The organism is Paenibacillus sp. JT22N12 (assembly GCF_056269365.1).
On record NZ_JBWDNU010000003.1, the window covers coordinates 412,510 to 425,314 of the forward strand.

At 46.4% G+C, this 12,805-nt stretch carries 15 protein-coding genes and 2 pseudogenes; 6 read left to right on the forward strand and 11 right to left on the reverse strand.

Features of this window, described 5'->3' with window-relative positions:
• Window positions 1–277: 277 nt before the first annotated feature.
• Window positions 278–898, reverse strand: coding sequence for an NAD(P)-dependent oxidoreductase (locus AC0YOA_RS13195; protein WP_475786963.1), 621 nt, complete (start codon window positions 896–898; stop codon window positions 278–280).
• A 216-nt stretch (window positions 899–1,114) separates the two neighbouring features.
• Between AC0YOA_RS13195 and AC0YOA_RS13200 the strand changes: the two are divergent.
• Window positions 1,115–1,294: pseudogene (locus tag AC0YOA_RS13200) on the forward strand (hypothetical protein); the annotation flags it as partial.
• 293 nt (window positions 1,295–1,587) lie between these two features.
• Here the strand turns inward: AC0YOA_RS13200 and AC0YOA_RS13205 are convergent.
• The 4 genes from AC0YOA_RS13205 to AC0YOA_RS13220 form a co-directional block, all read right to left on the reverse strand.
• Window positions 1,588–1,929, reverse strand: coding sequence for an MmcQ/YjbR family DNA-binding protein (locus AC0YOA_RS13205; RefSeq protein WP_475786964.1), 342 nt, complete (start codon window positions 1,927–1,929; stop codon window positions 1,588–1,590).
• Window positions 1,930–1,973: 44 nt separating this feature from the next.
• Window positions 1,974–2,303 carry a hypothetical protein gene (locus AC0YOA_RS13210; protein WP_475786965.1) on the reverse strand — a complete coding sequence of 110 codons (330 nt, stop codon included), beginning with the start codon at window positions 2,301–2,303 and terminating at the stop codon, window positions 1,974–1,976.
• A 136-nt stretch (window positions 2,304–2,439) separates the two neighbouring features.
• Window positions 2,440–3,141 (reverse strand): Crp/Fnr family transcriptional regulator, encoded by a 702-nt coding sequence (locus tag AC0YOA_RS13215; RefSeq protein ID WP_475786966.1) that lies wholly within the window; start codon window positions 3,139–3,141, stop codon window positions 2,440–2,442.
• A gap of 89 nt (window positions 3,142–3,230) precedes the next feature.
• Entirely contained in the window at window positions 3,231–3,644 is a 414-nt protein-coding gene (locus AC0YOA_RS13220) for a hypothetical protein (protein WP_475786967.1), read from the reverse strand.
• Between the two features lie 620 nt (window positions 3,645–4,264).
• Between AC0YOA_RS13220 and pdxR the strand changes: the two genes are divergently transcribed.
• Window positions 4,265–5,683, forward strand: a complete 1,419-nt coding sequence (gene pdxR, locus AC0YOA_RS13225) for a MocR-like pyridoxine biosynthesis transcription factor PdxR (protein ID WP_475786968.1) — start codon at window positions 4,265–4,267, stop codon at window positions 5,681–5,683.
• 263 nt (window positions 5,684–5,946) lie between these two features.
• On the opposite strand, the gene AC0YOA_RS13230 is transcribed toward pdxR, so the two are convergent.
• Window positions 5,947–6,405, reverse strand: coding sequence for an FMN-dependent NADH-azoreductase (locus tag AC0YOA_RS13230; RefSeq protein ID WP_475786969.1), 459 nt, complete (start codon window positions 6,403–6,405; stop codon window positions 5,947–5,949).
• Between AC0YOA_RS13230 and AC0YOA_RS13235 the strand changes: the two genes are divergently transcribed.
• The gene (locus tag AC0YOA_RS13235; RefSeq protein ID WP_475787384.1) at window positions 6,374–6,445 is read left to right on the forward strand and encodes a hypothetical protein; all 72 of its coding nucleotides are present in this window, start codon (window positions 6,374–6,376) and stop codon (window positions 6,443–6,445) included. The genes AC0YOA_RS13230 and AC0YOA_RS13235 overlap by 32 nt on opposite strands.
• A gap of 115 nt (window positions 6,446–6,560) precedes the next feature.
• Window positions 6,561–6,974, forward strand: coding sequence for a MerR family transcriptional regulator (locus AC0YOA_RS13240; protein ID WP_475786970.1), 414 nt, complete (start codon window positions 6,561–6,563; stop codon window positions 6,972–6,974).
• An 83-nt stretch (window positions 6,975–7,057) separates the two neighbouring features.
• Here AC0YOA_RS13240 and AC0YOA_RS13245 read toward each other — a convergent pair whose 3' ends face one another.
• Both AC0YOA_RS13245 and AC0YOA_RS13250 read right to left on the reverse strand, forming a co-directional pair.
• Window positions 7,058–7,990, reverse strand: coding sequence for an NAD(P)-dependent oxidoreductase (locus AC0YOA_RS13245; RefSeq protein ID WP_475786971.1), 933 nt, complete (start codon window positions 7,988–7,990; stop codon window positions 7,058–7,060).
• Between the two features lie 269 nt (window positions 7,991–8,259).
• Window positions 8,260–8,382: pseudogene (locus AC0YOA_RS13250) on the reverse strand (hypothetical protein); the annotation flags it as partial.
• 431 nt (window positions 8,383–8,813) lie between these two features.
• On the opposite strand from AC0YOA_RS13250, the gene AC0YOA_RS13255 reads away from it, so the two are divergent.
• Window positions 8,814–9,980, forward strand: coding sequence for a Calx-beta domain-containing protein (locus tag AC0YOA_RS13255; RefSeq protein ID WP_475786972.1), 1,167 nt, complete (start codon window positions 8,814–8,816; stop codon window positions 9,978–9,980).
• Between the two features lie 250 nt (window positions 9,981–10,230).
• On the opposite strand, the gene AC0YOA_RS13260 is transcribed toward AC0YOA_RS13255, so the two are convergent.
• The gene (locus AC0YOA_RS13260) at window positions 10,231–10,632 is read right to left on the reverse strand and encodes a hypothetical protein (protein ID WP_475786973.1); all 402 of its coding nucleotides are present in this window, start codon (window positions 10,630–10,632) and stop codon (window positions 10,231–10,233) included.
• A 52-nt stretch (window positions 10,633–10,684) separates the two neighbouring features.
• Entirely contained in the window at window positions 10,685–10,903 is a 219-nt protein-coding gene (locus AC0YOA_RS13265) for a hypothetical protein (RefSeq protein WP_475786974.1), read from the reverse strand.
• A 224-nt stretch (window positions 10,904–11,127) separates the two neighbouring features.
• On the opposite strand from AC0YOA_RS13265, the gene AC0YOA_RS13270 reads away from it, so the two are divergent.
• On the forward strand, window positions 11,128–11,529 hold the full coding sequence (locus AC0YOA_RS13270; RefSeq protein ID WP_475786975.1) for a transposase: 402 nt from the start codon (window positions 11,128–11,130) through the stop codon (window positions 11,527–11,529).
• A 581-nt stretch (window positions 11,530–12,110) separates the two neighbouring features.
• Here the strand turns inward: AC0YOA_RS13270 and AC0YOA_RS13275 are convergent.
• Complete coding sequence (locus AC0YOA_RS13275; protein ID WP_475786976.1) at window positions 12,111–12,689, reverse strand: hypothetical protein; 579 nt, start codon at window positions 12,687–12,689, stop codon at window positions 12,111–12,113.
• Between the last annotated feature and the right edge of the window lie 116 nt (window positions 12,690–12,805).

Here is a 12,805-nt window from a genome sequence, read left to right on the forward strand (position 1 = left end):
CTATGCTCCTAAATTGTTGCATTTTCCAAAAACAAATTCCGTTTGCTTCATTGAATTTCATTAATAATCGGATGATTGTATGAAGTTAACCTGCCTATTTGCACGGAATAGGAAGCCGGTTATTTCGACTACCTCAACGTGATTTGTATTGAGCTATCGTACCTGTTAGCGTAATCAAATTTGGCCTGTTTTTCATTAAGTAATCTTCTCTTATAACCTTCTGTAGTACATACCCTCCCTTGATCACTCCACCAAAGAAAGTCTTTCTTTTATAGTATTAGTAGGCGATACCCACACGTGATTTTACAAAATCGCTACTTTTTATCTGGCTATATGTAAATTCTGCTGTATCCGACACGGATATTTCAACACCACCTTCCGGCAAAAAATTAAGGTCTACACGATATTTACCTACACTTTCTCCATCCGGCAAATACGTAGGACAGACAATAGTCCATTCGAGTGTTGATTGTTTTAGCATATCGTAAACTTTATGATGTTCTTTTGCTGCACGGACTGACTTCCGCTTTGATTCACTTGACTGATAACGCAGTGAATCTGGGGTGGTTCTACTTTGCAGGATACCAGCAGTTCCTATAGTTATAATTCGTTGTATACCTTCGTTTTGCATTGCTTCGATAATTAGAGGCATACTTTCTGATAGAGTAGTTGTCCCATCAGTATTTAGTGCACTAATAACTACATCAATCCCATGTGTTGCACGTATGATATCATCTTTATTTAAAACATTACCTTGAATAATCGTTAAATTTCCATTATTTATTTGAATCTTCTCTGGAGTACGAACTAATACAGTAACATGATGTCTGTCATGAAGGGCATAAGTAACTATTTGACCTCCGACTCGTCCAGTTGCACCTAAAATTAAAATATTCATGAGAACGAACCTCCTCTTGCGAATACAAATATTACTCTATACTTTAAAAGTTATTATATCGTCTTTTTCAACTAATGGAGGCTTTTGTCCAATAAGGTTTAACGAATGCTGCCCGTTAGTTGAGCGCCGTCCCTTGAGTCTAATACTTTATTTTTCAGTCTACAACTTTATTTTCCCAGTCTAATACTTTATTTTCACTGAACACGAAAGGCTGTCTATGCAGTCGTTAGGGGAACGCTATCCGGGATTTCGAACGAACAGCAAAACTTCGATGGTCATCGTAAAGGCTACTGTAATCCATTCCGTACAGGGGAGTTTGTGGATTGGGACACAGGCAAGGAATTGACCAAGGCAATGGAGGTTCATTTTTATGATAAATTTTTTAGTTATTGTTAGGTGTCTCTCCTCTCCCTGCCAGGAGCGCAGGGAGAGGAGAGGGAAAGTAAGTCACGCTATACTGCGACGTGGATAAATATAAAAATCTTTCGTTTCGGCGCAGTTTTTGTCCTTTCGGCTAACGATATGCAAGTTCTTGTCGAGCGCATTGGACAAAAACTTGTATCGTGAAAATGAAGAAATCCGCGGTTTACGCGGATCTGCCCCTTCCTGCCTTGAGATACGGGAGCGCAGCCCAGTCATGTAAAAATGAGGAAACACATTTGTATGATAGATATCCAACAATTGTAAAACTAAATAGACTCCCGGATGCTCTTAGGAAGGCTTTTAACAACCAAATCGTAAGATTGGTCAATCATTGCAAAGATATCCGACTCTGACAAAGAACCCTCGAGAATAATCGTATTCCAGTGCTGTTTGTTCATATGATACGCCGGTCGAACATCCTCATGCTGCTCTCTCAAGTTTTCCGCAATCACCGGGTCGCATTTTAGGTTCAAGTACCCTTTTTCCTCATAAAAAAGAGCGAATATTTTACCTGCAATTTTTATCGCGAATGGATCGGGTCCCCCCAAGGGATAATCCTTAATCGCACCTTTTTTGTTAAGACAGTATTCGATGATATTATTTTTCAAACCGGATCATCTCCTTCGTAAATGAGATCGTATAATCCACGCCGTTAATCTAAACCGTCGGCAAGCATCGCTGGAAGACGTCGGCGGCGTCGATCTGGTAATCGACGTGATCTGGTGGCGAAATCGGGAAGAGGTCCGCGGGTCTGGTTTACCCCGGCGGAATGCTGGTGACCATCGCCGGCCTGCCCGAGGCACAGCCGGCCGAGTGCTTGGCGGTTGATTTCGTCGTCGAGGCCGATCGCGCGCAAGTGGGTGATATCGTCCAGCGGGTCCGGGATGGTCGGCTGCGGACAAACATCGGCCAAATCGCGACCCTCGACGATGCCGTCGCTGCTTTCAACCCGAATGAGCGGATCCAAGGGAAAAACGATCATCCGCGTTCGTCCGTAAGGGCTCAGGGACAGTGACCAGGCCTCGTGGATCATCGTCAGCCGCGACGCCCCGTTCATTTCCGGCTTCGGACATGGGAACATTTACGACAAAGCAAAGACCATCGGTGGTCTTTGCATGTCAATGTGTAGAGTTTTGAGGAATATTTTCTTCAAGTATTGTAACAGCAAGTTGAACAGACAGGCGTGAAGTCTTAACGACGCCCTCCTTGGCAAGCTCGCTCATCACGCCACTGACCGCTTCGCGGCTAGCACCGAGCATATTGGCAATCTCTTGATGGGAAAGAGGCAGATCGATCAGCGCATATCCGTCTTGAATGACGCCGAATTTTTCGCTCAGTGTGGAAAGGAGATGGATCACGCGTTTTCTAAGACCATGAAGCGCAAGCTGTTCCAATTGATCATCCCGCTCCTTTAACCGGTCACTGAGTGCTTTAAGAAATTTGAGCGCGAGCTGAGGCCGATTGATCATCAGCCGTTCGAACTGAGGCTCGAACATGGTGCAAAGAAGTGACGATTCCAGTGTTTCAATATAAACCCGGCTGGTTCCGAACGAGAATGAATTTAACTCTCCGAATATATTTCCTTTTGTGAGTATGCCAAGCGTGAACTGTTTTCCGCTGTCGTTCAGTTTATAGAGTCTAAGCTTACCCTCCTTGACGAAATAGAGTCCCTCGCGGGTGGACTCCGGGGTTTGGACCAATGTTTTTTTTGTGATCCAATTGAAATGATGGATGGTATCTAACTGATCAATCTCTCTCATCTCTTCTTGCGACATTTCTTCAAAAATGCTGATTTGCGATAAATACCAGAGCTTGTTCATTGAATATCGAGCCTCCAAATGGTGTTAGCCAACGGATACGGATTCTTGATAAGTTGCCATGCTTCTCCCGTAGGTTGTTTCGTAAATATTTAAATGTTGCAGCCGTTTATTCCAATGCCCAGTCGCGCCATGCTTTCCTGGACCATACCGGCAATCGACTTCCGAATATTCGAAAACGCAAACCCGGTAGACGCCGCTCTGCTATTCGACAGCTTCCATGTATAAGGCATGGCATAAGGGGATAAGTTATGATCAGCCCGATTAGCTGCAAAAATGAGGCTGAAAGAAGCCAGACCAAGCGGGAAGGTAAGCGTTTCAGCAGCATCTGAACCACCAGCCCGCCCGGTATTTGAATCAAGGCAAACATCGTCAGTAGCATTCCCGCGTAAAAGCGTGAGTACCCCGCACTTTCCATCATACGGCAACCATTCCATCAAGGAATAAAAAACCAAAGCCATAAGTCCAAAATGGAAGGTTAACAGCCATGCCTTTTTATTCCTCACGGCAACGCCGACGTTTGAGACGGTTCCACAGCCTCCACGATTGGAGAATAGACTTGCTATTTAACTACTGCATACCACACCGGAACAGCCGCGACCGCGAGCAGCGCCCAAAAAGCAAACGCCGTTTGCCCATGAGTGTAATTTCATTTGAATAGGAGCGGACAAGCTGGCCCCAAGAGCTGGCCCCCAGCAACAAGGCCATAGAGTATTAGGCGATCATCATTGGAATGTTGCGGAAAAAGTGCCTTTTTGATAAATCCGGATATTAGTGGCCCCATCACAGCTACGCCAACACCTGTCAAAACGGCGGTAAGAAGCAGAATGCGCGACCATACGCAAAAGCGTGCCTCCCGTTATCATAACCAGTGAACAGGCAATCCCCCGTTCAAAGCCAATATGTTTGCCAAGTCGAATGGATAGCGGCGAAAATTTGCTTCACTGTTTCGAACATTCCGTTCACGGGTCCGAATAAACAAGGTTCGAAGGTTCATCGATTTCGTCTTCTTTTTGAAACTTTGTATTGGCAATATCCATCTTAGCATGTAAAATTGGATTCCATCAGATCCACTTTTATTTGAAAATCAGCATACCACTTATTTGAAATGAAGGAGGCTCGCTTTATGCCCCGACGCACGTTTTCTGCTACAAGTGAATCGAAAACCAAACAAATCTATTCCTTACTGCGCGAACAGATATTTCAAGGTATCTATGCAGCCGGTGTTAAGCTCCCATCGACGCGGGATTTGGCAAACGAATTCGGAGTATCGCGGGCACTCATCGTGGACGTGTTTGAACAGCTAATCGCCGAAGGATACTTGGAGGGCCGTCAAGGTTCTGGCAGCTATGTCGTTGATTTGGGCGGAAGTAAACGACAATTCCCTTCTCAGCTCCAAGAAATCGATTCTTCCGGTGAAGGAACTGTTGCGGAACCACCGGCTCGCTTCCAAGGCATTGATTTTCGTCCAAGTTTTCCGGCTTTGGAGCACATCCCTTTCAAGAGATGGAAAGAAACCGCCATTGCCGCATATGCAAATACTCATTCAGGAGAATTTGGCTATGACGATGATCCTGCAGGCCATTGGCAGCTTCGCACGAATATTTGTCGGCTTTTGCTGCATACCAAGGGGATTCGGTGTCTGCCTTCACAGGTGATCATAACCGCCGGAGCGACTCAAGCCATATCCATTCTGACCCGGCTTTTATTGAAACCGGGGGACGCAGTAGTCATAGAAGATCCTAGCGCCACCTTCATTCAAAATATTTTTGCATCGACAGGTGCTGATATTATACCGGTTCCCGTAGATGAGCATGGCCTGCGCGTTGACGACATGCCGACTCATCGGCACCCCAAATGCGTGTTCGTCACTCCTTCACATCAATTTCCTTTAGGCAGCATTCTTTCCATTGGGCGGCGCATTCAGCTTATAGATTACGCCCGACAAACCGGATGTTATATTATCGAAGATGATTACGACAGCGAATTCCGTTATACAGGAATGCCGGTACATGCCCTACGAGAGCTCGACTCGGAACGTATCGTCTATGTCGGGACTTTCAGTAAAAACTTGTTTCCTGCGTTGCGTATTGGTTATATGGTAGTTCCGCATGAGCTGCTAACTCCGCTTCTTCGTTTAAAGCAGCTGACAGACATGCACTGTCCGATCTTGCCGCAAATCACTTTGGCGAGATTTATCACCGAACGCCACCTGGAACACCACATCGCCCATATGAAGCGCATTTACAGCAAAAGACGAAAATGTCTCATCGCCGGTTTGTCCAACATTTTCGGCAGCAGAGTGAAAATATCCGGGGATGCCGCAGGCCTGCATTTGGTTGCGGAAATGTCCGGAAGCCTATGCGACTCCCAAGTAGTCGCTCAACTTGAGGAACTTCATATTAAAGTATATCCAGCAGAAAAATACACCATCGTTAAAGGAAGGTACGAAGATCGACTTATTATGGGATTTGGCAATGTCGAAGAAATCAACATTTTAGAGGGCACCAAGGCGATTGCGAGTGTCTTAAGACATCCTAAATGATTATCCACATGATGATATGACCAAACCGCTAAACAATCTTAAACAGACCGAAATCGATAAACTTATTCAATTAAGAAAGGCACTACGAGATGTAGAATGGGGATTGGGTTTTCGAATTCAGGGAATGGGGATCTTTTATTGAGAAGGTAAAGAAGCTATTACCTCTTTTCTGCTTCTTTGCAAACAAGACGAGATAGCTGGGCTCGATGTGACGCCAAAGGACAAAAAATCCCCTCGAGGGAGGATTTTTCGCTTCCGGCGCGTTACCAGGCCTTGGCAAGCTTGACGGCCTGTTCCATTGCTGCCCGGACGATCTCTTTCGCGCGCTCAGGTTGAAAATCATGGCCTTCCACGTACAGCGCTTGTATGTCGCGAATCCCGACGATGCCGAGCACCAGGCGCAGATAGGGATGGCTGTGATCCATGGCCGCTGCCGGCCCTGCGGAGTAAATCCCGCCGCTAGACTGGATGTGCAGCGCTTTTTTGTCGCGCAGCAGGCCGACCGGCCCGCGTTCCGTGTAATGGAACGTTTTGCCGACGATGACGAAGGCGTCGATGAACGCCTTGGATACGAAATAAAGAAGAACAAGACGCCAACATCGCCCTGGAAGCGTTTGGCGACCGCGTTGAGCGACATATTTTAACCTCGAGCAGGAACGCGCGATTTTTGCCGGCGGCTGCTTTTGGTGTATGGTATCTCCGTTCGAGGAAATGCCGTGCATCGTTTCGGTCGTCCCGGCTATACGGGAGGCCACAAGCTGAACCCGACTTATATAAAACGGCGAGCGTCGCCTTCTTCGCGAGTGTTGCCCGCTGTCGGACGACAAGAACTTCTATATAATAAGATTGGTAACATCATAATGGAAGGGGCTATCCAATGAAAATAAGCCAGCTTTCGAAAGAGACCGGTGTCAGCGCCCGATCTATCCGATATTACGAAAAGAAAAAGTTGCTGACTGCAAGGCGTTTAGATAATGATTATCGAGAATTCGACGAGGTTGACGTCAAACGAATCAAAATGATACAAATTTGTTTAGAGCTCGGTATGTCAACGAAGGAAATTCTTGAAATTTTGAAGTGCCATGATAATTACGATGCTTACCCTAGCGATGAGTTCTGTGAGGAAATGCTCGGAGCCTATGAGGAAAAACATGCAGAAATCGTCCATCAAATTCAAACGATGACTACTGTACAAAGAAAACTGGAACAACGCATTGAACAAATGAGAGTAAAGAGAACGATGATAAGCACGGCGATCGGTTCCGCCGAACAATTAAGCAAAACTAAATAAGCGAAAAAGGTTACGAAAAAGATCAGGTCCATTTTGTGGACCTGTTCTTTTTCGTAAAATTCAGACAAGATGTTGGTAATCGGTTAAACCGAGACTGGATTGCGGATAAGCTCAACTAACCTTGAAAGTCCATCGGTACCGTAGCCTTCCGCGACACCACGATTGATCAATCCTTGAATCGGCGTCATTAACTCAGTACTGATGCCCTGCTCTTGGCACACTTCGATGAAATTAACAAATCCCGTCTGGTTGATGTAAAGACTGGACACGTTCGTTCGATGTTCGCCTGCATCTACCGCCTGTGCCATCAAGGGCAACGAGGCCGACATGGCCTGGAGCCAAGGAACCGCAAGCTCTGTAAAAGCTTCCGCTTGGATCTGTTCCGAACGGATCATGGCCGTAGCATGGAAGAAACCACCGAACATCCCGTACATGGCACTTAGGAGCGCCAAGTCATAAAGAGGCGCCAAGCCGGGGTCTTCACCAAGATAATTCATTGCCCCGAGCCCCTTTAGCGTCGGTTGGTAGGCTTGGAAAACCTTTTCTGATCCGCTGTACAGCACAAGTGCACCAGAGGTGCCAATCATCTGGGGTACAGCCATGATTCCGCCGTCCAGATAATCGGCCCCCCGATCGATCACCCAATCGGCTGTTCGACGGCCCTGTGCCGGAGTTCCGTTTGTAAGGTTTACGATCGCCCGACCGGCCAATATCTCGCCTGCCTCCTCAAGGATTTCATCTACGGCCCCGTAATCCAGCACACAAATCACCACAATCGGGCTTGCTGCAATCACTTCGTTCACTGTGCTAGCGAGCTTCGCCCCCTGCATCATAAGTGCATCAGCTTTGCCTGGCGTACGATTCCAGACGGTCGTCTGATGTCCTTCCTTAAGGAACGTTTGGGCAAGAGCCGAGCCCATCATGCCTAATCCGATGACGCTCACTGGCTGGAGGTTAACTATCGCTGTGTTCGAATCATAGCTTTCCTTAATCTCACTTTGTTCAATCTCTTTCATTCTGATATCTCATCTTCTTTCCCCCTTATCTTAAAAGATTGACACTGTGTCAAAGTCAACTTATTCTTTTGATGAATTAATGAGAAATTTTCTGCCCATTATTTGAGAAACGGCAGCCGGTCCTTCTGGACGGCTGCCGTTATGTCATCATTTAGCTCCCTCGGTACGATTAAGTTTTCTCACGAATGCTCGCTATTGTGATCCGTCAGCTGAATGATGGAGCCTTTGTCATTTTACCGACTTGGCTATTTCAATCATATGCTCTTTGGTCAATTCAAGGCTTTCCATTTCAATATAAGTACCTTCTTGACTAGCACAACCAACTGGCACTTGCGGCTTTTTAAGAATTCTTCATAGGTGACTACATCTTCTATACTCTCACCTTGTAGATACGCCTTAAATTCTCAAATATTATATAATAATCTTTTGATTTCAGAATTTTGCTGAGGTCTTGCCCCTTCATTCCAAATATCTCACCTTGGAACAATGGTTCTATTTTGCCCTCGTTGTCCTGGTATGCCTCTTCTCCCCCAATGTGCAGCAATGGTAAATACGAGAAGGGATTATCAAGTGAGGGTCGAATAATGAATTTAGATTATACTCCCAAATTCACTCATCTCGACTCTTATTTATCCAACCAGATGCGTATACCTCCGAAATTCTCTAAGTCATTATATCATGTCCAGCATATGCCTTTGCGCCAAGTTTTCTCCTGTTTATGGCCCCTCTCGATATAGCTTTATGTCGAGAAATATCCAGTTATCAAAAGGAAAGGAGGATAGAGAATTCGCGTTCTAAACAAAAATAAGGAGGGATTCGCTTAGTGAAAAAGATAACTTTCGTTCTACTAGTGATCGTACTTAGTTTTTCCTGGATTAGCATCGTAAGTGCTGAAGAGAACGGGGCTGGTAGTTCCGAGAGTCCCGGCTATTTCCAATTTCAGTTTCCTTACGTAGACGTGACTGAAGGTGAAGGGAATGTTACGGTGACCGTCCAGCGACTCGGAGGAACGAGCGGAGAAGCGGAAATCGATTTCAAGACCGCTACCTATCCGAACGATGACGCCAAAGAATATATCCATTATATCGGCGTAAAAGGAACGCTCGTATTTGCGGACGGCGAAACATCGAAGACGATTGAGGTGCCGATCGTCGAGAACGGTTATGTCGCGAAAGTGTCCCCTGTTTTCCACGTGATTCTCAGCAATCCCGTCGGTGCGACGTTAGGGGAGATGTCCGATATTCCCGTAAATATCTATGAGAATGACCCCTACAATCCGGAATTGGAGAGGAACTATATTTCGTTTTCCACCCCCCCCTACCAGGAAATCGCAGAAAACGCAGGTACCGTCTCATTGGACGTGCAGCGCGAGTTCCCAGAAGGCTCCGTAACGGTAACATACGCGATCGTCGATGTTACGACAACGCGCGGCGACGATTATAATGCGGCTGCAACCGGCTCGGTATATTTTGTAGAAGGTGAAACGCTGCAGACGATTCAGATCCCGATCGTGGACGACGCGATTTCGGAGGGGCGCGAGAGCTTTAGGGTCATTCTCATAAACACGACGGGAAGTCCATCCGAAATCAGGCCGCCTTCTGATATCCAAATCGATATCATCGGCAACAATAACGATGCCGACACGAGGCCGAAGCTGCAGTTCAAGCAGCCCGTCTTCTATACGATTGAAGAGTCCAAAGTCGCTACGATCGAAGTCATTCGCACCGGAAACAGCAGAGGGAACGTCTCGGTTCGCTACGAAACGGCAAACGTTTCCGCCAGCTGGAATGGCGATTATGCCGCTACCTCTGGAACGCTTACTTTCGCGGACGGTGAAACGAGCAAGAAGATTACCGTGCCGATTGTGGACGATCGTTATATCGAATATCGCGAAACGTTCAAGGTCGAGCTCTCGTATCCGTCATTCGACGCTTCCTTGGGCTCGCCGGCCGAAGCCACAGTGGTTATTTACGACAAGGATCATTTGTAATTATCAGAAGAAGGCCATCGGTCATATAAAGAAGGTCATGCAGCCGTCCTTTGTCGGACAACAGCATGGCCTTCTTTACACTGCACCTCTTATTCGAAATGAAACATTTCTTTAAAATGCTCCCTCTTCATATCACACTATCTCCCGTTCGCGTGGCGGATGGGCCGCGGCGCGGCAGCCCATCCGGGATTTAACTATCGTACCCGTTAGCGGTATGCTCTTTTCGGTACATTACTTATGTACCAAAAAACTAGGGGCTGAGCTTAAATAATTTCTTCAAATTTTTTAAGACATTGTCCACAAGCCATAAACCTACTGCTGCCGCAAAAACCCCGAATACAAAAAAGCCGTATTTAAGAGTATCATCAGCAGTAATAAACAAATATGCAACAACTCCTGCAAAAATAAGGTGTAAAATCAGACCCGTGACATAATAAATAATTGTCCTCTTCATTTTGTTAATCACCAGGTCGGTAACAATTGAGCAAGGTACACCAATTATTAGCGAGTAGCCTGCAGAGACCGTAAAAATGGGAATAAAGTTTGAAACCTCAGGGTAATCATAAGCAGTAAATGTTAGAAATAATGAAAGAATCACTGAACTTATTAAACTAGCTATAATCTTCCTCCCGATTCCAACTATTGTGATCATCTAGTCCCCTTTCGTTTTCAAGTACGAGATAATGACCTTCTAAAAAAATTTATCATGGAAATACAATGGATTCCTTCCGCACTCTTCTTTTCGTTATCGTAGCGATGGGCAGCCACGCGGCTACCCTTCGGAATTGTGTTATCGTGATCCTGATGCTCTGCTGATAATAGCCATTAACGTAGACGGGCAATGCTGCGTATGCAGAAGTCCCGGCCAACAGGATGCAGCTTGCCAGCACGGCGCTCGCCGTTGTTTTGACCCAATTGTTCACGATGATCACTCTCCAATCGGAATTAGGATTTGTATTCTTATGACGTGATTCGATGGGATAAGTTGCGCTGGCATCCTTTATCTGGATGCTGGAAGACGTATTCTGCCCGACACCGGTGTGCACAGAGAAGCTACTTCACCTCGAATATGCCAAGCGCCGTAGAATCCTGCCCCGTTAGCCAACCATGCCCCTCTCGCGGCAACAGGAGTGCCCACCAGCGGATCATGCTGAAAACCATGCTCACTCACGTCGATTTTTTGAATGAGCAGATTCTCGAACTGGATACGGAGGTAGCCAAACGGCTCGACCCTTTTCAGCAAGACATGGAACGGCTGGAAACGATTCCAGGGATCGGCCGGCGTACCGCCGAACAATTCTTAGCCGAAGTTGGGACTGACGTCGCTTCACGCTTCCCATCTGCCGCTCATCTCTGTTCATGGGCTGGCCTCGTTCCAGGGCAAAATGAAAGTGCCGGAAAACTTAAATCCTCGAAAACTCGCAAAGGCAACAAATATCTCCGAGCGGTACGGATCGAAGTCGCCCACTCCGTATGCAGATCCGACAACTACCTGGGAGCCCCGTACCGCCGCATCGCCGCCGAAAAGGGAGACACCGAGCAGCAGTAGCTGTTGCGCACTCGATCATGATCATTGCTTACCATCTCCTTGCGCGCAAAGAGGAACAGCGACAGCAAGATGCGATTGTTAGACAAGCCTTACGAAAGCTCGAGAATCTTGGTCTTCAAGTCGCTCTTTCTAATTCGGAGGCCTCTTAACTTCCTAATGTTTCATACATTCCTAAGAAGCTCAGCTTTTAAAAACCATCAAAGCTGGGCTTAGCTTCGTGCTGCCATTTTTGGGTTTGTGCCAAGAGTAAGTTTCGGGGTAGTCCAATAGACGGATGCCCGCGACCAGTGTGCTGTACATTGCTTTTTATGGGTAGCCATTAATGCTAACTATTTCTATGGATATCGAAATAAAAATAGAAAAAGCCCCGCATAAGCGAGGCCCTAATAACTATGTAGCGACAAAACATAGTTGATTAACGGACAAGAACTTGCTTGAATAAGTCTAACAGCTGCCTGTGGTATGCTACTCCGCTTGCCCGTTAGCCCTACATGCTGCTCAAGCGCCGCACCAGAGATTATAGAAGTAATTTCGACCTACAATGGGAGCATAATTCACTACCCCATAGCTCGCACCAGCCTTTACGGCTGAATGTACATTTTTTCCAACGTCAGGTCGACATTGGTTGATATGGTGAATTTAATATCGATATGGGCCCCTTGGGGAATTGGGGTAGCCGTCGTCAAGTACAGGCTGAAATTGTTATAGTATTTCGGATAAACCCTAAATGCCCCCGCCAGATCGGATGGCTCCTTCTGACCGATCACATTGCTTCTGTCGATGACAGACGTGTTCACAAGCGCTTTTCCGTCTATGCTCACCGTCACACTGTTCCAAAACGTATTCTGATTGTCTACTTCAATTTGTGTTGGCACTCTTGATTCTTGTAAAGGGAAATATATATTTGGGTAAAGCTGCGGTATTCTTGCGTATGGAATAATTCTTAAGTACATGCGGGTGTTGCCCGCCAGCGTCAATTCAGGGGCCTTATCTTGAACCACATCTAGATAATACGGACTGCTGAGATCATCGACCTGCTTCTCCAAATCTGCCACTCGCTGCTCCAGCGTTCGATTATCCGTGCCTTCACCGAAAGCAAGGCTTGATGTGACGAGTAATGAAATCGTCAAGACGGCCACCAAAAATTTCTTCTTCGTCAACAACATTCACTCCACCCGCCATTCTTATATGTTGGATTCGAACTGGCCAGTTCCAGTTCCTAACCAAGTATGCAATACCACCGAGAACTTGTTAATCCTACAAAAGATTCTTTTAT

What these genes read in the sequence shown, in the direction of transcription:
- AC0YOA_RS13195 (WP_475786963.1), bottom strand. Translation starts at nt 898, where the DNA reads ATGAATATTTTAATTTTAGGTGCAACTGGACGAGTCGGAGGTCAAATA.
- AC0YOA_RS13210 (WP_475786965.1), bottom strand. Translation starts at nt 2,303, where the DNA reads ATGATCGTTTTTCCCTTGGATCCGCTCATTCGGGTTGAAAGCAGCGAC.
- AC0YOA_RS13215 (WP_475786966.1), bottom strand. Translation starts at nt 3,141, where the DNA reads ATGAACAAGCTCTGGTATTTATCGCAAATCAGCATTTTTGAAGAAATG.
- pdxR (WP_475786968.1), top strand. Translation starts at nt 4,265, where the DNA reads ATGCCCCGACGCACGTTTTCTGCTACAAGTGAATCGAAAACCAAACAA.
- AC0YOA_RS13230 (WP_475786969.1), bottom strand. Translation starts at nt 6,405, where the DNA reads ATGCACGGCATTTCCTCGAACGGAGATACCATACACCAAAAGCAGCCG.
- AC0YOA_RS13240 (WP_475786970.1), top strand. Translation starts at nt 6,561, where the DNA reads ATGAAAATAAGCCAGCTTTCGAAAGAGACCGGTGTCAGCGCCCGATCT.
- AC0YOA_RS13245 (WP_475786971.1), bottom strand. Translation starts at nt 7,990, where the DNA reads ATGAAAGAGATTGAACAAAGTGAGATTAAGGAAAGCTATGATTCGAAC.
- AC0YOA_RS13260 (WP_475786973.1), bottom strand. Translation starts at nt 10,632, where the DNA reads ATGATCACAATAGTTGGAATCGGGAGGAAGATTATAGCTAGTTTAATA.
- AC0YOA_RS13270 (WP_475786975.1), top strand. Translation starts at nt 11,128, where the DNA reads ATGCTGAAAACCATGCTCACTCACGTCGATTTTTTGAATGAGCAGATT.